Origin of the sequence: Paenibacillus soyae (genome assembly GCF_024623455.1) — a bacterium.
Classification (GTDB): Bacteria; Bacillota; Bacilli; order Paenibacillales; family Paenibacillaceae; genus Pristimantibacillus; species Pristimantibacillus soyae.
This window is the reverse complement of the sequence record NZ_JANIPJ010000016.1, coordinates 18,646-37,497: the sequence shown is the minus strand read 5'-3', so window position 1 is coordinate 37,497 and position 18,852 is coordinate 18,646. Positions and strand designations below refer to the sequence as shown.

The 18,852-nt window shown below is 51.9% G+C and carries 10 protein-coding genes and 2 pseudogenes; all 12 read right to left on the bottom strand.

The genetic code is table 11. The annotated features are described in order from the left end of the window. Positions 1-76 precede the first annotated feature (76 nt). A complete protein-coding gene (locus NQZ67_RS20575; RefSeq protein WP_257449577.1) occupies positions 77-1,687 on the bottom strand; it encodes a response regulator in 1,611 nt (536 codons plus the stop codon). A gap of 17 nt (positions 1,688-1,704) precedes the next feature. Further along, the gene (locus NQZ67_RS20570) at positions 1,705-3,495 is read right to left on the bottom strand and encodes a sensor histidine kinase (protein ID WP_257449576.1); all 1,791 of its coding nucleotides are present in this window, start codon (positions 3,493-3,495) and stop codon (positions 1,705-1,707) included. A 262-nt stretch (positions 3,496-3,757) separates the two neighbouring features. Further along, on the bottom strand, positions 3,758-4,561 hold the full coding sequence (locus tag NQZ67_RS20565; protein ID WP_257449575.1) for a carbohydrate ABC transporter permease: 804 nt from the start codon (positions 4,559-4,561) through the stop codon (positions 3,758-3,760). Continuing rightward, positions 4,558-5,514 (bottom strand): carbohydrate ABC transporter permease, encoded by a 957-nt coding sequence (locus NQZ67_RS20560; RefSeq protein WP_257449574.1) that lies wholly within the window; start codon positions 5,512-5,514, stop codon positions 4,558-4,560. Before NQZ67_RS20560 ends, NQZ67_RS20565 begins: the two co-directional genes overlap by 4 nt. Before the next feature lie 22 nt (positions 5,515-5,536). Beyond that, positions 5,537-6,910 (bottom strand): ABC transporter substrate-binding protein, encoded by a 1,374-nt coding sequence (locus NQZ67_RS20555; RefSeq protein WP_257449573.1) that lies wholly within the window; start codon positions 6,908-6,910, stop codon positions 5,537-5,539. Between the two features lie 93 nt (positions 6,911-7,003). After that, positions 7,004-8,737, bottom strand: coding sequence for a cache domain-containing sensor histidine kinase (locus NQZ67_RS20550; RefSeq protein WP_257449572.1), 1,734 nt, complete (start codon positions 8,735-8,737; stop codon positions 7,004-7,006). Beyond that, positions 8,734-10,278, bottom strand: a complete 1,545-nt coding sequence (locus NQZ67_RS20545; RefSeq protein ID WP_257449570.1) for a response regulator transcription factor — start codon at positions 10,276-10,278, stop codon at positions 8,734-8,736. Before NQZ67_RS20545 ends, NQZ67_RS20550 begins: the two co-directional genes overlap by 4 nt. Positions 10,279-10,459: 181 nt before the next feature. Next, positions 10,460-11,419: a tRNA dihydrouridine synthase gene (locus NQZ67_RS20540; protein WP_503636302.1), complete on the bottom strand. Its 960-nt coding sequence runs from the start codon at positions 11,417-11,419 to the stop codon at positions 10,460-10,462. Positions 11,420-11,569: 150 nt separating this feature from the next. Next, positions 11,570-12,304: pseudogene (locus NQZ67_RS20535) on the bottom strand (SDR family NAD(P)-dependent oxidoreductase); the annotation flags it as partial. 348 nt (positions 12,305-12,652) lie between these two features. Further along, positions 12,653-14,914 (bottom strand): annotated as a pseudogene (locus NQZ67_RS20530) (beta-glucosidase); the annotation flags it as partial. Positions 14,915-14,932: 18 nt separating this feature from the next. Further along, positions 14,933-15,925: an alpha/beta hydrolase gene (locus tag NQZ67_RS20525; protein ID WP_257449567.1), complete on the bottom strand. Its 993-nt coding sequence runs from the start codon at positions 15,923-15,925 to the stop codon at positions 14,933-14,935. Between the two features lie 27 nt (positions 15,926-15,952). Continuing rightward, on the bottom strand, positions 15,953-18,784 hold the full coding sequence (locus NQZ67_RS20520; RefSeq protein ID WP_257449566.1) for an alpha-L-rhamnosidase: 2,832 nt from the start codon (positions 18,782-18,784) through the stop codon (positions 15,953-15,955). Positions 18,785-18,852 lie beyond the last annotated feature (68 nt).

Genomic DNA, 18,852 nt, shown 5'->3' with positions numbered 1-18,852 from the left:
TGATCCACAAAAAAACCGCCTGCCGGAGGAACCGAAAGCGGCCGCCTCTGACTGACGATTCATGGTCAAATCACTGTTATTTGCCGATATAGCTTATATACTTGCTCGGAGTAATTCCCGCATACTTTTTGAAGCATTTCCCAAAATAATTGGCGTCCGAGTAGCCGACCCTGCCCGCAACCTCTTGAACGACAAGATAACCCTGATCGAAGAGCTCTTTGGCCTTTTGCATTCTTACTCGTGTTAAATAATCATTAATCGTGCAGGATGTTTCTTTCTTGAACACATAACACAAATGGTTATAATTCATATGGACGCCTCTAGCAATGTCTTCTATCTTCATCTCTTCATTCACGTAATTCAATTCAATAAATGACTTCACCTCTTCCACGATTATGGCGGATCTGCTGGACTTATTCGCGTGAACATGGGCCATGAGCTTCCGAAGCAGGCTGCGTATCCACTCCTCGAATTCACCGAAAGCATTCATCCGTTCGATGAATCGAAACAGATCCGACTCCGTTTGGCTATCGAAGATCTCGTTTATGTCTCGCGATGTTTCCTCCAAAAACTCCATGCAAGTGGAGAAAATTTCAAACCCGGCAACAAGAAGCATCTCTAAAGAGGCTTGTTTCAAACGGGCATTGTCAAAGAAATCGTTAAGCCATGCCTCAACCTCCCGCATGTTTCCTGTCCTCATACTCATCAACAATTTGCTTCTCTTATCTACCGAGTACAAGCTCACCTTGTTGGCGGTCCGAGTCGCTTCAGAATAAGAAATGATCTGGTTGCCTTCCAGAATGAACCGGTGCTTCAGAGCGTAAAGCGCTTCCTTATACGATTCGGCAACACCCTCGAAACCAGCATATCCACTGCCCAGCCCAATCGTATAGGTATAATCGTTCGTCGCCGCCATCATGTGGCGGATGGAATCGCAGAGCTCTCCGACTTCGTCGAAATCATTGTCATTCGAACCAAAAATGAGCACGTACTGCCCTTTTCCGTTCAAGCATCCTTCACACTTTAATGACTTCGTTACGGCATGCTGTACAAATGCTAAACCTACATTCACAATCGTTGTTTTATTCTGCTCCATGGAGCGCGCATGCTCGGCGTTTGCCTCGATCGCCATAACCGCTATCCTATAATACGGTGAAACGATGTCCAATCCCAAGCTCAACAGGCGTTCTTCCTTATGCTCAGGACCTAAGTTGCCAAGCAGCCAATCGTTTACTACCTGGTTTCTTAGTAAGGTTGCTTTTTCCACCGCCTGCTTTTTCAGGTTATCGAGCTCTACTTTCGCACTTCTCTCTTTGTTGAGTACTTTCTTAATCTCACATAACGAGCTTCGGATTTCATCCTCGTCAATCGGCTTCAACACATAATTAGACACTCCAAGCTGTAACGCATGTTTGGCGTAAGCAAATTCGCTATGACCGGTAAGAACGATAAATTTGGAGTTATGCCCTTCCGCCTTCGCTTCCCTAATAAAGGTTAGGCCATCCATGATCGGCATATTAATGTCTACCATGATAATGTCCGGATGCAGCATTCTCGTTTGTTCCAGCGCATCCTCGCCATTGTTCGCTTCACCTATCCATTGGAGACCCCATTCTTCCCAAGGAAGCGAGATTTTTATAGCTTGTCTAAAATAATATTCATCATCGACGATCAACACTTTATACATGCCCCTACCCCCTTCTTCTATAACTCTTGGAGAGGAAGACGAATGGTGACTTTGGTATAGGAGCCCGAAACGCTTTCGATTTCCAGCCCATATTGGTCCCCGAATAACATTTTGATTCGACTGTTTACGCTTCGGGCGCCGAAGCTTACCTTTCGTTTATCCTCCTCCGCAGGCTCCAACAATTGCTCCATTTGTTGTTTGTCCATGCCTACACCGTTGTCATACACCTCTATAATGATTTGACCGTTCCGCAGGAAGCCTGCGATTTGTAATGTCCCCTTCTCCTTTTTCCACTTTAGACCATGGTAGATCGCGTTCTCGACAATGGGCTGAAGCATCAGCTTGGGGGTAGCATAACGCATAATGTCTTCATCTATATCCATGCTATAGTCCATATACTCCACGTATCGAAGCTTCTGTATTTCCAAATAGCTTTCCGTCAATTTCATTTCTTGCCGTATGGAAATGACATCATTTCCTCTGCTCAATGAAATATTGTAAAAGTTAGCCATATACTTTGCCGCTGCAATCGCTTCCGTTTTCATATTCAGCTTAATTAAGGAGATGATGGTTTCAACCGTGTTATATAAGAAGTGAGGTTTGACTTGAGACTGAAGCAACTTGAATTCGATTTCGCTTTTCGTTCTTTCCTCTTCCGCGTTTTTGGCCACAAGAGCTTCGATGCGATCCATTAAACTATTGAATCCGTCGCTTAAATGTCCAATTTCATCCATGGATTGGTAAGCGCTTCGAACATTCATTTGTCCGTTTCTGATTTTCCTCATGGTACTGGAGAGTATGAGCAAAGGTTTCGTAATGGAGCGGGACAGAAAAAAAGAAATAGCCATCGCAAATATCAGACACAGTATTCCTGTTCGAATAATGAGCTGATTAATTTTCTTATTCTCGACCGTAATCACATCTAGCGGAATAACACTTATAATGGTCCAGCTCAGGGGTTCAAAATGCTGCGTAGATACCAGTAGCTTCTCGTTCCCTTTGCCGAGGATGAAACTCGTTTCTCTTTCATCCAGACTCGGGAGCGATATAGAGGTCATATTCGTAAAATCATGATATAAGAGGGACTTATTGCGAGATGAGATGATCCGATGCTTAGCATCAAGGATATAAAACTCGCCTCCTTGATAGTTTAAGCTGTTTTCGTAAATAGCCGCGATAACGGATTCTTTGACATACAGGGCGACCATTCCAATCGTTTTCCCGAATTCCTTATGAACAACAGCCTTTGATACCGCAAAGACATTGCTTTCCGTTGCATCATATCGAAATTTAAAGGGGACAAGTTCCGTCCAAATCGGCTTATTGTTATTTTCAAGCTTCATCGCTACAGGCTCCGTGCCGAATAACCTGGCAGCGTATTCGTTATCGGCATAACCGACGTCAGCCCACTGAATCCGCGAGGATAAGACGCTCGCGGCTTTAACCTTCGTATTCGGTTCGACGAAGTTGCTTATAATCTCCGAAAGCTTCTTCCTCATAATCAAACTCTCGAGTCCGCCCTCCGGCTTACTCACTGACATATCGGTGTATAAAACCTCCTGCAGCCGATAGTCGGTAGCCAGCATTTTGGAATAGTCCTCGACATTCGTAATTAAAGTCTCAATGTTATTGTTAATGAGAACAAGCTCCCGAAGGGAATTATTCATTGCCTTTTCGATAATCGCTTTCCGGGAAACGTTATTAGCAAAAAAAGCAAAAACCGTGATGGAAAGGACAACCAAAATAATCATGGCGGCGAATATTTTATTTTTAATAGAGATGCTGTTGAAATACGAACGATATTTCATGTTCCACCCTGGTTCTCCGAACGGCGCGGAGGTTTTGTTCTATAATATAGTACAAAGTTTCATAATATAGCTATATTAAAACCTCTAGCGAGACCTCTCATGGATGAGTGGCCGCGAATAGAGGTAGGTGGGTCGTTTAGAAAGGGATTCGACGTCTGGTTCCTCATTCCTGCCTGCTCGCAGAATTGCGAATATACGAATATAAGTCTCTATATCCAGGATCTCCGCCGAGTCCATCCCGTTCTCGGCGGAGTTAGACAAGCTATCCTTTCACGGCACCTGCCGTTATGCCTTTGATGAAGGTTCTGCTCCCGAGCAGGAAAATGATCAAGACCGGCAGCGTCGCCATGGCGAGCGCGGCCATCCGTGCGCCGTAATCCGTCCGGTGCACGATACCGAGCGTGGAGATGAACACCGGCAACGTAAACGATTTGGCATTATTGATGGTCACGAGAGGCAGCAGGTAGTTGTTCCACGACCACAGGAAGACCAGCGTGGACAAGGTGGCGATTCCCGGCTTGATCAGCGGCATGGCGATGCCGAACAAGATTCTCGGCTCCGACGCGCCGTCGATTCGGGCGCATTCCAGAATTTCAGTCGGCACCGTATCCCGGATGTACTGGACCATGAAGAACGCGCCGAACGACCAAGCGCTCCAAATGAGAATGACGGGCATCAGCGTGTTACCAAACCCCATATGGCGCATCTCTATAATGTAGCCGATTAAGCCTACCTGCGCGGGTACCATCATCGTGATGATAATAAAGTAGTTCAGGAAGCTCTTCAGCTTAAAGTTAAACTTCGCCACCGCATAACCGATCAGCGTACTGGTCAGAACGCCGAGTATCCCTGCAGCGAAGGAGACCGTTAGGCTGTTCGCGTACACGCGGATAAAGTCGGTTTTAAATACCGTCATCAGATTTTCGGTCAGGTAATCGGACGGCGATAGCGGCAGCCCCTTGAAAATATTTTCCGAATAATACGTCGACATCATGATCATCACGTAAAAAGGAAACAACGATACCGCCGTTACCAGCGCGATAAATATCCATTTGACGACTTTCATGCCTTATCCCCTTTCCCCGCGCTGATCCGATAGCTGAGAAGCGAGAACAGCACGATAATGACGAAGAGCGTGTAGGCAAGCGCCGAGCCGTAACCGAATCGAGTTCCCGTAACGAAAGAGTCGTTCACGAATTTCCAGATCACCGTCAACGCTGCGTTATCCGGTCCTCCCGACGTACTCGCCGACCAGCCGCCGTAGAGCAGCTTGGGCTCGTCGAATAGCTGTAACCCCCCGATGATAGAGGTTACGATCAGAAATACGGTTATATTTTTCAGCATCGGCAGCGTGATTCTCGTAAACGTATGCAGGCCCGTGGAACCGTCCACCTTCGCCGCTTCGTAAATATCCTGCGGGATCGCCGTCATTCCCGCAAGATAGATGGCCATGAAATAACCTAAGTTTCGCCAGATAATCATCAATGCAATGATGCCCTGGGCCATCAAGGGATCCTGCAGCCAATAGTAGCCCTCCGTCATCAGCCCCGTTTTAATAAGAAGCGCATTCACGATACCCGTCTGCCAGTCGAACATGAAGGAGAAAATAAAGCCGATGGCCACCGGTGTCGTAATATAGGGAAGAAAATTCACGGTCTGGAAAAACACTCGGCCCTTCGCCAGATGAAAAATCAGATAAGCCAGCACCATTCCGAGCAGAATCATCAGCGGGACGGACATGAGCATGATGATGAAGGTATTGTACAGAGACTTGAAGAAGAGCGGGTCTTTCGTCAGCAGCGTGACGTAGTTACGCAGGCCGATGTACGTTTTGGCCCCGATTCCGTTCCAGTCGTGCATACTCAGCCAGAACGAGTACAGCGTCGGGTAGAGATGAAACGTCATGTAAGACAGAATGAACGGCAGGGCGAACAGGTATGGCCACACTCGGACCCCCGACCATCGGGACGGCGCCACCCTGGAAGACGCGCTCGATTTCGAGACCGTTTCCGTATTCACGTTGCTTCCTCCTTGGCTCCGATTAATGAATGGTTGCTTCCGGCGCCAGGTTCTTCACTTCGCTCTTCAGCTTCTCAAGCGCGGCGTCAACCGTGATGCTGGTGTCCTTCATCCAGAGCGGATACAGCGAGCTGTAAGCCGTCTGAACCATTGCGTTGTATTTGGTCTGCGGATCGGCTTTGACCGTCGGAACGATTTCCTCGATGAACGTCTTGTTCAGGTTCTGACCAGCGAAATACTTGTCATAATCCGTACCCGCTTCAATCCAGTCCTTGTGCTTCTCGAAAAACTCCTTCGTGCCGGCCATATTGCCGAACTCCTTGTAGCTGATGGTCATGCCTTCGTCAGACATATAGGCGAATTGAATGTACGCCCATGCGGCTTCCTTGTTTTTGCTGCCCTTATATACGCCTACCGAAGTACCGCCGTACGTATAGCTGCCTTCCGGTGCCGGAATCAAGCCCCAGCGTCCAATGCCGTCCTTGTCGTTGGCAGCGATGTTCCACTTCGCGCTCCACGGCGCCATCGGGTAGAAGATATTGTCTCCCTTGGCGAACGACGCGTTCCAGCCCGGCGTGTAGGCCTCATATTTGCCGAGGATAGCTGCGTCTCTCATCTTGAATACCGTCTCGAGCGGCTTCTGCAGCCGGTCGGTCAAGTTGACCGTCGTACCGTCGACATACGGCTTCGAGTTCTGCTCCCGCAGTACGCGGTAAGCGTCGTCAAAGCTCGCGAACATCGTGACTTCGCCGCCGCTTGCCTCCTGTACTTCCTTGCCTTTCTCGATAAAAGCATCCCAATTGGCGAGCATGGCTTCTACCGCTTCCGGATCGTCCGCGCCGAGATACTGTTTCGCGAGATCCCTGCGATAAGCGAGACCCGCGGGCGTAATCGATTGATCGACGCCTACCAGCTCGCCCTTCGAATTGGAAAGAATCGAAGGCAGATAATCCAGCAGCTGGTCGCGTGAAAAGTTGTATGGATCCGCCTCAAGGTTATCCAGTACATCCAAATCAAAGAGCTGGCCCCGATAGTTCATCTCACCGAGAATAACATCGGGTACGTCGGAGCCGGATGCGATGCCGCTTTGCAGCTTCTGCATGTAGTCCGCGTTGTTGACGACGGTATATTCGACCTTGATTTTCGGGTAGAGCTTGTTGAACTCCGGGACCATTTTCGTCAGAAATGCCTCGTCCCAGTCCCATACCTTGATCGTACCCTCCAATTCCGTTACCGGGGCGCCATCCGTATTAGTGGTCGTACCCTCGCCACTGTTCGTTGTTTTTCCGCCTTCGCTGCCGCTGTTGTTCGTGCCGCTGCAGCCGGTCAGTGCCATAACCAAAACCAATGCGAGCGACACCGCCGTCGCGAGCCAGGATCTGTTTCTTCCCTTCACCTTAACCCCTCCATTTATTGGAATGAAATCGCTTACGAGTTCATGATAGCGTGTTCACGAAAGAACAGAAATGAAACGAAACGGTTATTTTGCTCACAATCCGGCTATTCGCTTATGCGGTATGTCCTCGCCGAGGATGCAGGGAATCCGTATTGTGACGGAAGTACCTTCGCCAGGCTGGGAAACAAAATCAATCCCGTAAGCTTCGCCGAAATGAAAGCCGATACGCTCCCGGATATTGGCTAGACCGATTCCCTTCGTCTGGCCCGTGTGCACGGGACTGCGCTTAAGATCGAGCGAAGGCGGTCTCTCTCCCAAGCCGGTTCCGTTATCGGAGACCGTTACCAGCAGCGTCCCTTCGCTTACAAGGGCGAAAACCTTGATCACACCCTCCTCTTCTAAATCGAAGATACCGTGGAAAAGCGCATTCTCGACAAGAGGCTGGATCATGAGCCGAAGCACGCTGCACGCCCCAAGCGGCTCCGGAATGTCCCACTCCATGTGAAATCGGCCTGGATAACGGTACTGCTGGATGCAGACATACTTTTCAACCAGTTTGCGCTCCTCTTCCAGCGTCGAGAAGAAAGCCTGCTCGCCGGTCTTGATCGTATCCTGCAGAATGTCGATCAGAGCTCTGGTGATCGTAATCGTATCCTTGCTTCGCTCGGCATGGGATAAATAGATGATGGTATTGAGCGTATTGTAAATAAAATGCGGATTGATTTCGGATAGGAGCAAATTGATCTGCATGTTCCGCTTCATTTCCTGCTCCCGCAACGCGGATTTCATCCACGTATCGAGTTCATGCACCATTTGGTTGAAGCCGTCTCCGAGAACCTGCATTTCGTCGCCGCTGCGAATCGTCACGCTGGTATGCAATTCACCTGCGGATACTCTACGCATGGCGCGCGCCAATGCCGTGATCGGCTTCGTGAAATTTAGGATTAAGGTGGGGATGATAAGCAGAATGAAGAGCAGTCCGGCTATCACAATTAAGAGGTAGAAGAAGAGAACGGGACGGATGCTCTCGTATAACTTGCTTTTGGAAATGAATGCTTCTTGACTCCATCCTTCGCTCATGGCCTCATAGCGGATCGTAATGGCGTCGCCCGAACGTTGCATCGCTTCTGAGACTGCGGCCGTCTCGGTATCATAGATCGTGCTGCCGTCGCTGCCGGTCAGCACGATGCGTTCGAAATCCTTCCTGCTTTCCTTAAACAACTTGCCGACTTCATCCAGCTTCACGTCCATCACAAGATAATAAGGCTTCTCATGGGATGGGGCCTCCCAATTCCGGTACGGGATGACATAGCTGATGACATCTTGAGGACCGTTCATATAGCTGAATTTGTGAACCTCGGAAAACCGCGGACCGCTCCGGCCGTCCCGGAAAGGAGCAAACCACGCTTCTCTCAAGTAATACTCATAATAGCTGTCGTAACCGCTGTAGTTGGAGAACACCTCCTTATCGGGACGGACGATCATGATGTTCAGCAGGCTGGAATCCAAGGCAACAAATCGTTGCAGCTGCTTCATCACGGCAACTTTATTAAAGTACTCCTCCTCCATGGACGCTCCGGGCTCGCGAATGAGATTGGCATTGATATCGGAGTCGGCGATGATGGTCTCCGCCGTTTTGAATAGCCGATCTTGCATGCGGGTAAGGGATGACGAGTTCTGGGCAAGCTTGGTCATGTTATCCTTCAACGCCTGTTCGCGTACGATCCTCGCCATATAGGAGAAGGTAAAATAGCTGCTCAGTATTAACGACAGTGACACGACGAGCACCGTACTACCAATAATTTTTGTCCGAATGGTCGCTTTCATTGTTTGGCCCCCTTTGTTTCGGCATAATCAAGCGGAGACATGCCGACGGCTTTACAGAATACCTTACTGAAATAGTGACTGCTCTTATATCCGACCCTATCGGAAATTTCATAGAGCTTGTAATGTCCGCTCGCAAGCCATGTTTTTGCTTTCTCGATTCGGTACTTGGTTATGTAGTCGTGCAATGTCTGTCCCGTTTCCTGCTTGAACAGATGGCGAAGATGCTCTCCGCTGATGCCCAGGTTCATCGAGATCGAATCCGCGCTCAAATCCTCGGCGAAATGAGCAGCAATATAGTCGATGGCGCTTCTGACTTTGCGGCTGTAGCCATGACTCGTACCAGATGACAAGGTCTCTTCCATCTTCGTTATCAGCCAAGCTTGGATGCCTTTCAGTGTCCGCCACCTGGCAGTCGCCTCCTCATTTAGTAACTCGCTCAGCGATGGCAGTCCCCGTTTGTACCGTAAGGCTTCTAGAGCGGATGTTAGAGCTTCGCAAATATCCGCTAGATAGGAGATGCTCCGTGTTTGGGCAGCTTTCTCGAAGCAGACATTTAGAGACGCTTCGACGGAATCCGGATCGCCTTCCTGCAGCTTGTCCAATGCCTCGCGGAGTAAAGCGGCATGGTCCTCGGTCAGTGTCAACCTTCGGGCCGAAGCCGGGCCGATGACTGCCGCTCCGTCGAACAGCATCCCGGCGGTAAGCTGTTCCATCGTTGCGCGGTGTATTCCCATCAGATCCTCCAGCTTGTAGAACGGTGCGGAATACGCAGCAACAACCCGCTGTTTCGTACAGCTAGCCTCTATAGCACGGCATAGGGCGGACGCGGCTTCCGCGCAGCGCCCGACGGCTTCCCGTCTGCTTGCGACCGGCTTCGCGGACAACAAATAACCGATTCGTCCATCCCTTAGGTAAGCAATCTCAACGTCGTGCATGGGCAGCTGCGGAAGCTCCGCGTTCCGAATATCCTCGCTTTCGCGATTCGTTCCCGGCAGAACCGCAAAATAGTCATCAATCGACAGGATGACATAGGCGAACTCCCTGCCCTTTACGATTTCTTGTCTCGAAACCGTTGCCGAAAGCTCCTCCGACGGGCGGTTCCCACTGGTCAATTCCTTGAGATATTGTCGAATGAATACCGCGTTATTCTTCCGCTCTTCATGGATGGCCGCTTTTACCTTTACTAACTCTCTACGTAAGGTATCCGGCTCCAGATCGTGCTTGATTAGATACTCGGTAACCCCAAGCGATATCGCTTCTTTGACATACTCGAATTCTTTGTAAGCCGTAAGAAGAACAATTCTGCAGCGATGCCCCGAGGCGAATACGCGCTTGCTGAATTCGATCCCATCCAGATGGGGCATCCGGATGTCTGCGAATATAAGATCGGGCTTTAGTCTGGACACCAAAGAAAGCGCTTGCAGAGGACGCGCGGATTCACCGACAACCCTGAATCCCTCTTTCTCCCAATCGACCATTCGCTTAAGATGTTCAATCGCCAAGACCTCATCGTCCACAAACATGACGGTTAACGTGTTCATTAAGCACTCCTCCTTTGGGTTCATGATATAGTAAATACGCGTTTTGATGAACAACAATCGTATCCATCATGCGCCCCGGAAAGCCATACCGAACAAGGGTTTGGTCTATCATCGTCTATTTCATAGCCCCAATCAGACAGAAAAAGCCGGCATCGCCGGCTTCTCATCAAGAACGATATTATTATTTAGTAAAGTTTTGTAGCACTTGACGTACTTCATCTGTTGACTTCGTTTGCATGAGCTCATTTTTCAACTCATCTGCCTTATCAAATCCATGAATATATATCTTGAAAAAACGAAGCAAATGAACAAATGGTCTCGGTTCTAGTTCTGTTGCAAATTTATCATATAAATCAATATGGTAGTTTAATAACTCCATTTTTTCGTCTCTGCTATGCTCTCTAGGCGTTTTCTCAAAAGCAAATGGATCTTTAAATATACCTCTACCGATCATAATTCCATCAATTCCATATTGTTCTGCCAGCATTAAGCCTGTTTTTCGATCAGCTATATCTCCATTAATCGTTAATAAGGTATGGGGTGCAATCTGATCGCGAAGCTGTTTAATTTCAGGAATAAGCTCCCAATGAGCAGCCACCTTGCTCATTTCTTTCTTGGTTCGTAGATGAATAGAAAGATTGGCAATATCTTGTCGCAATATATGTGATAACCACTCGCGCCACTCATCAACATGTGTATAGCCAAGTCTGGTTTTTACGCTTACAGGCAATCCGCCTGCTTTAGTCGCCTGTATAATATCTGCTGCAAGCTTAGGCTGCAGGATAAGTCCGCTCCCCTTAGCTTTAGCTGCGACGCTATGAGCAGGGCAGCCCATATTAATATCAATGCCTTTAAAGCCAAGCTTGGCCAAACCTATACTCATTTCCCTGAAATATTCAGGGTTATTCCCCCAAATATGCGCAACCATCGGCTGTTCATCTTCCGTAAAGTATAATCTCCCGCGTTCACTATATATTGCATCCGGATTACAGTAACCTTCCGTACTTGTAAACTCAGTGAAAAAAACATCAGGTCTACCCGCTTTACTCACAACATGACGAAATACGACATTCGTTACATCTTCCATAGGAGCAAGTACAAAAAACGGTTTAGGTAATTCCTTCCAAAAATTTTCAATCAATAATTCCATTCCTCTCGTCAGCATACGATAACCCTAAAACAAACAACATTATAACATATTTTCATCATGCAATTTTCACGAAGGCTGGAAGAAAACAAAAAGCGTGGGAGCCAGGGAGGAAGCACCCTGCTCTCACGCTTTTCCTTGCGACTAAAGCGTCAGCCCGCCGTCGACCGCGACGATGGAGCCCGTCATGTAGCTGGATTTGCCGCTTGCAAGGAATACGACCATCTCCGCGAGCTCGGAAGGGTCGGCGAACCGGCCCATGCGCATGTTCGGGAACTCCTCGGGCATATAGCCGCTGTCCTGCATCATCGCGGGAACGCCTTGCGTAAGCGGCGTGTCTACGCCGCCCGGACAAATCGCATTGACTCTAACGCCTTTCTTCACGTATTCGATTGCGGCGGCCTTCGTCAATCCGATTACCGCATGTTTGCTTGCGGTATAGACCGCCATGCTGTGTTCGGCGCGAAGACCGGCTGTCGAAGCCGTATTGATGATCGAGCCGGCCCCTTGCTCCGCCATTACCTTCAGGACATGCTTGAGACCCAGGAACGCGCCCCGGACATTGACGCTCATAATTCGTTCGTATTCCGACAGCTCGATGTTCTCCAGCAAAGAAAACTTCTGAAGAACGCCGGCATTGTTCACGAAAGCATCGATTCGTCCGTAAGCTTCGACCGCCGCGCCAACGTATCGTTCGACGTCCTCGTTCTTCGATACGTCCGCTTGCACGAACAGCCCCTCCCCGCCTTGCTCGCGGATGAGTCGCAGCGTCTCCTCGCCGGTTGCCGCGTTATAGTCAACGACGACCACCTTGAAACCTGCCTCTGCCAGCTTAAGTGACGACGCTCGTCCGATACCGCCTCCCGCTCCCGTTACGATGGCTACGGACTCGCCGGAAGCCGAAAATGAAGCTTTCGGACGAGAGTCGGCTGCCGGCGTTTCATCAGCTGCTTCTGCAGTCTCATCGGCCTGTCCGTTAAGCACCGCCAAGTCGGCCACGATTGCGCGAATCAAATCCTCGGGCATATTCGCCTGAGGGATGGCCGACAGCTGCTTTAGCGACATACCTTTTCCCATGCTGGCCATAGGATTCGTGGATATACCCGGCAGATGCGTCTCCAGTACGGCCGCGGCTTTCGAGTCTGCCAGAAGCTCGCCTAATTTCGAGTTTTCGTTAAACATTCCATTCCTCTCCCTTCGATTCCGAAGTTCTCCTTCGCCCTGAACGGCTTCATTGAACTGATTGAGCAAGTAGCCGAGCGTCTCCTCCGTCATCTGTCCGCCGGAGAACGCAAGCAAGGCCCTAAGCGGCATATATTTCATCATCGCGCCCATCATTTCTTCGGAGACGGCATCCGATGGCGCCGCCGATTCGGGAGCCATGCCTTGCAGCTGGGCAAGAATCGGCGCCGTCTTCGGATTCGCCATCAGCTCGCCCAGCGTCGTGTTGCGATGAAAGCTTGGCACGATGTCCGTCGTGGATCGCACCGTCACGACCTCGCTTAGCATAATCTCGCGAGACGAGCCTCCGACGGCTACCTCGTATTCGCCCGTCTCCGCATGCCAATCCTTCAGAGCCGCGTCGTAATAAGCGAAGCTTCGTTTGTCCAGAGTGAAATGAACGGTTTTCTCTTCACCTGGCTCCAGCGAGACCTTCGCGAATCCTTTGAGCTCCTTCTCGGGCCTAATGACGCTCCCGTTCCGACTCTTGATATAGAGCTGCACGATTTCCTTGCCGAAGCGCTGCCCCGTATTCTTCACGGTGACGCTCGCCTGCGCGGTCTCACGGTCGGTCATCTCGCTTCGGTCGAGTTGAAGAGCAGAGTACTCGAAGGTTGTATAGCTGAGGCCATGACCGAACGGAAACAACGGCTCGATATCCTTCGCGTCGTAATACCGGTAGCCGACGAACAACCCTTCGCGGTATTCGGTGCGGTCGCCTTCGCCCGGGAAGAACGGATGCGACGGACTGTGCCTCAGACTCTGCGGGAACGTCTCCGCCAGCTTGCCCGATGGGTTCGCCTCGCCGAACAATAGATCGGCGATCGCCCCGCCTAACGCCTGACCGCCCAAGTAGGCCTCGAGCACGGCCTTCGCTTTGCCCAGCCATGGCATGACGACAGGCGCGCCATTGCTCAGGACAACGACGATATTCGGCTGAACGGAAGCGATCTGTTCGATAAGCTCGATCTGATTGGCAGGCAGGTTCAAATGCGTGCGATCGTAGCCCTCCGATTCGTATCGGTCGGGCAAGCCGACGAACAACACCGCCGTGTCGGCCTCGGCCGCCGTCCGCTTCGCCTCGTTAAGCAGTGCTTCGTCGCCGGCATCGCTCTCCAGCAAGTAGCCTTGCGAATAGAGGATCGCCGCGCCGCCCGCGGACTTCCCGATCTCGTCCCTGATACTGTCGAGTCTCGTCGGGTTAATGTGGGAGCTGCCGCCGCCTTGATAGCGGACTTGCTCGGCCATCGCTCCGATTATCGCCAACTTGCCCGAAGGGCTGAGCGGGAGGAGATGATCGTCGTTCTTAAGCAGCACCATCGATTCCCGGGCGATTTCGCGGGCAAGCCGATGATGAGCATCCTTGTCATAGACGGCTCCCTCTTTCCGGTTATCCACGGCTTTGAATATGACGTTCAAAAGACGCGCAACCGCCCGATCGAGCGCCTGGGCGGACAGCTCTCCGCTTTCTACCGCCGCTATGATTTTACGCTCGCCGATGCCATGGCTCGATGGCATCTCCAGTTCCATTCCTGATGCCACGCTTGCAGCGGCCTCGTTCACAGCGCCCCAGTCCGAGACAACGAAGCCCTCATGTCCCCATTCTTCTTTCAGAATGGCGGTAAGAAGCGTCTCGTTCTCGGAGCAATAGGTGCCGTTCAATCGGTTGTAAGCCGACATGACGGTCCATGGCTGCGACTTCTTGACTGCGATCTCGAAGCCGGTCAAATAAATTTCCCGGAGCGTACGTTCGTCGACCACGGCATCCGTCGTCATCCGCCGATGCTCCTGATTGTTGACCGCGAAATGTTTGAGCGACGTTCCGACGCCTTGGCTTTGCACGCCTTCGATATGCGCGGCCGCCAGCTCCCCTGTTAAATAAGGATCCTCCGAGAAGTATTCGAAGTTCCGGCCGCAGAGCGGCGAACGCTTAATATTAGCGCCGGGTCCGAGCAGGATCCCTACGCCCTCTGCCTGGCTTTCCTTGCCAAGCGCCTCCCCCACCTTGCGCAAGAGTTCTCGGTCCCAGGAGCTGGCCATCCCCGCGGCGGTCGGGAAGCAGGTAGCCGGCACGCTTTCGTTCAGCCCCATGTGGTCAGCGTCGCCGGCTTGCTTGCGCAAGCCATGCGGGCCGTCGGTCAACAGGATCGAAGGTATCCCCAGACGCTCGATCGCTTTCGTTGTCCAGAAGCTTTCTCCCGAGCAAAGACTTGCCTTCTCCTCCAGCGTCATGGCAGTAAGGATTGCTTTTATTCGTTCTGTGGTCATATGATCCTCCGTTACACGTTATGAAATGACTTGAATCTCCTTCAATTGGAGATCCAGATCGAGCACATCTTCGCTTGTTAATAAGCCGCCGCCGAATTCAATAATGGTTCTAAGGGGAACGCCCATCGCATCCTTCAACTGAGGACTTTCTTCCAACATAGGCAGCTTCCCGAGCACCAGCCTTCGGCATGCGTCGTTCTTCCACAAGACGCCCAATTGAACATCGATGCTATATTCCGCGACAGTCTCGCTCAGCAGGACGGAATCGCGATCGGCGGCAAAATCTCCGAATTGGTTGCGCAGCCAGGCCACGCATAAGCCGAACCACTTGGCCGCGTCCGGATCCGACAGAGAACGCATGCCGCCTGAAGTGACCGGTCTGGACAGCGACAAGCCGTGCGCTCCGTTCTGGAATATATGCAGTTCGAACGGCCGTTTCTCCCGATCCATCGCGGCTGCCATGGCCAGAGCGTTACCGACGGGTACAAGGGTATCCTCATATGTGTGGAAAATATAGGCCGGCGGCGTCAGCGAATTGACGGCCTCGTCTACTCCGGGAATGGGAGCGGGAAGTATGCCTCCCATCGAAGCAACAACGCATGGATAACAAAGTATCATGGCATTCGGGCGGACTCTGCCCATCGTTCCGAGCGCCGCGGCCAGATGGCCGCCCGCGGAGAAACCGCAAACGGCAACCTTCCCGGGATCGACATGCCATTCTTCGCTGCGCATGCGGATCAGATCGAGAGCTTCCTCCGCATCGTTCAGCGGCTTTGGGAAAGGGGCATCCCCGTTCAGCGAATAACGGAGCACGAAGGCATGGTAGCCTTCGGCAAGGAAGGCCATGGCGACCGGCTCCGCTTCCCGGTCCGAGCATGCGCGGTAGGCGCCGCCGGGGAAGATAAGAACGGCTGGTCTTGTTCGAGCATTCGGCATTTCATTCGACGCGTCGAGCACGTAAGCGGTCAGCGTGACGCCAGCATGGGTTAGATCAAGAGTCGATATCCGCATTCGAGTTCACTCCTCGCTCGTATCTTGTTAGACCGGAATGGCTTCAAGCTTGGCGTCCAGCTCGTCGAGCATGCTCGCTTCCATCGGATAATAAGCGGTTAAATCCCGCAGCGACGCGTCGCCGATCGAGGCGCCGAGCGTATCCGGATTAAGCTCCATGCCATGCGGGAGCAAGCTGCCGATCAACGTTTGGGCCTGTGCGTTATATAAGAGCTCGACAAGCGGAGTATGCGTACTGAAGCGCTTGATATAGCTCCTCGTCGGGGTGTATCGGATGTCGTAGCTGCCAGCGTCTAGCTCCAGCCTGAAGTCTTCTCCCATCTGAAGGCTCGAAACACCATTGGCCGCGATCGAATTGCCATTAAGCGTGATCGCCGCCGCGTCGGCCCGCGGCAATCGGACGGTTGCCGTAGCGTTGAAAGGAATTTCGAACCGGAATGCGAGATTCCCCTCATCATCGAATGACCATTCGCTCCTGTACAAGCCGGACGCGGTTTCCACACCGGCCTTGGCCGACCTCAAGCGGAAATCGGGCTGCGGGGCCAGCTCCGCCCGGCGGAAGCCCGGAGCTTCCTCGGAAGGGTTGATGCCCGCGACAACGCGGTACATCCATTCCGCTATGGCTCCGTAAGCATAGTGATTGAGCGAGTTCATGCCCGTACTGCTAATCGATCCGTCCGGCATGATGGAATTCCAGCGTTCCCAGATCGTCGTGGCCCCCAGCTTGACGGCATAGAGCCAGCTCGGATAATCGTCGTTCAGCAGCAAGGTGTAAGCAAGATCATTGCAGCCTTGGGCGGACAGGACCAGATTCAGATAAGGCGTGCCGACGAACCCGGTTTTCAGATGATTGCGGTCAAGCTTGAGCCGCTTGCGCAGCGCTTCGACTACTCTCGGCCGGTAAGCGTCCGGCACGAGATCCATGAACAAGGCCACGGCGTATGCGGTCTGCGTATCCAGAGCCAAACGGCCGTTCTTGCTGAAAAACTCGTCCTCGATAGCCGACTTCACTTCCTCGGAGATCTGATCGTAGTAGTCTGCCAGATCGGCCCGGCCTAATACTCTGGCAGCTTTGGCCGTCAACTGAGCGGAGTAACGGTAGTAGGCCGATGCGATAAATTCCGTGTCCGTGCCGCCCATCGGAGAATCCGAATTGCTGCCGTCCAGAGCAAGCCAATCGCCGAAGTGGAAGCCTGTCGTCCAGAGCCGCCGGCCGCCCGATTCCTGGTCCGCCTTGATGATATAATCGACCCATGCCTTCATGCTGCCGAACTGCTGCTCCAGAATCGATCGGTCGCCGTAGTGGAGGTACACGTTCCATGGAATGATGGTCGCCGCGTCCGCCCAAGCGCTGGAGCCGCCGCCCTGTACGTTCGTCGCGGGAACGACCATCGGTACCATTCCGCCTCGTTCTTCCTGCTCTCGTCCCATATCGTATCCGTACTTGCGGAAGAAAGCGAACGAATCCATATTGAAGCATGCCGTTCCGGAGAACACTTGCGCATCGCCCGTCCAGCCCATTCGTTCGTCGCGCTGCGGGCAGTCCGTCGGCACGTCCAGGAAGTTGCCTTTCTGTCCCCATAAAGCGTTTTGGAATAGCCGGTTGACGAGCGGATCGCTAGTCTCGAAGCTTCCGATCTCCTCCAAGTCCGAATAGAGCACGCAGCCCGTGAAATCGTCGGGATTCAGCTCGCCGTGCCAGCCTTCGACCTTGACGTAGCGGAAACCGTAGAAGGTGAAGAACGGACGGACCTCTCGCTCCCCGCCGTCGGCCGTGTACACGTACTCCGCCTTCGCCGTTCGCAAGTTATCCCGATAGAAATTGCCATCCTGCAGCACCTCGCCATGTTGAAGCCTTATGACTGTACCTCTTGGCGCATTCGTTCGGAAGCGGATCCACCCTACCATGTTCTGTCCCATATCCAGTACCGTCTCTCCTGCCGAAGTTTGTATCACTTGAACGGGCTTTAACTCTTCCTTTATGATGACCGGCAAGCTAAGTCGAGCCATAAGACGCTCGTATCCGAGATCGCCGATGCGTACAGAGAATATTTCCGCCGATTCGAAGGTGGCGTCGTAAGTCTCCCCGTCATACAAGTTGCCGCCCATGACACGACTTCTTTTCGCGGACCACGTCGTATCGGATGGAATGACGACGCTAGAACCGTCAACATATTCGACGACAATCTCGCACAATAGCGCGAATTCGCTGCCGTATAGTTCCGCTGTGTGGCCGCTAAACCCGAACCGGCCTTTGTACAGACCGTTACCGAGGCTCACCTCCACCTGGTTCGCGCCTTCCAGCAATAGTTCCGTCACATCGTAGGTCTGATACTGAAGCCACTTCTGATAGGCATTGAAGTGAGGGGCGAAATATTCATCTCCGGCCTTGGCTCCGTTTATCGTCATCTCATATAAACCTAAACCGCAAACATAAGCTCGCGCCGACCGGATGGGATCGGAAAGCTCGAACGTTCGGCTTAAAACCGGATGGACCTCTCGGTCAAGCTCGGGGACGATCCACTCCGCCGTCCAAGGCTCGTCCTGCTTTGCGGTTTCGAACCATGTCACTTCGCTTAGGCCATGATCGCCATTGTCCGCCCATACCTCCACCCGCCAATAATAACGTGTCCGCGGCTTAAGCTCGATCGGGAGTTCGAAGGCAAGACTGTCGATATCTTCTCTTCTGCCGCTGTCGAACACCATATTCGAGAAGCTTTCATCCAATGCGACTTCAATACGAGCGGCAGCCTGCTTCTTTGCTTCGGTTTCCGACACGACATAAGACAATTGAGGTTTACCTAATGTGAAGCCCAGCGGACTCACCATCCGATTTGTTCTTAAACGGGAGATTTTCATCGGGATCTTCCTTTCTGATCGTTGCTCGAATGTTATGATTCTGCTTATTTCAAAAATATCAAAATACC

Excerpts from the sequence above, each read along its gene's own strand:
- NQZ67_RS20575 (WP_257449577.1), bottom strand. The coding sequence starts at position 1,687 with ATGTATAAAGTGTTGATCGTCGATGATGAATATTATTTTAGACAAGCT.
- NQZ67_RS20570 (WP_257449576.1), bottom strand. The coding sequence starts at position 3,495 with ATGAAATATCGTTCGTATTTCAACAGCATCTCTATTAAAAATAAAATA.
- NQZ67_RS20565 (WP_257449575.1), bottom strand. The coding sequence starts at position 4,561 with ATGAAAGTCGTCAAATGGATATTTATCGCGCTGGTAACGGCGGTATCG.
- NQZ67_RS20550 (WP_257449572.1), bottom strand. The coding sequence starts at position 8,737 with ATGAAAGCGACCATTCGGACAAAAATTATTGGTAGTACGGTGCTCGTC.
- NQZ67_RS20545 (WP_257449570.1), bottom strand. The coding sequence starts at position 10,278 with ATGAACACGTTAACCGTCATGTTTGTGGACGATGAGGTCTTGGCGATT.
- NQZ67_RS20525 (WP_257449567.1), bottom strand. The coding sequence starts at position 15,925 with ATGCGGATATCGACTCTTGATCTAACCCATGCTGGCGTCACGCTGACC.
- NQZ67_RS20520 (WP_257449566.1), bottom strand. The coding sequence starts at position 18,784 with ATGAAAATCTCCCGTTTAAGAACAAATCGGATGGTGAGTCCGCTGGGC.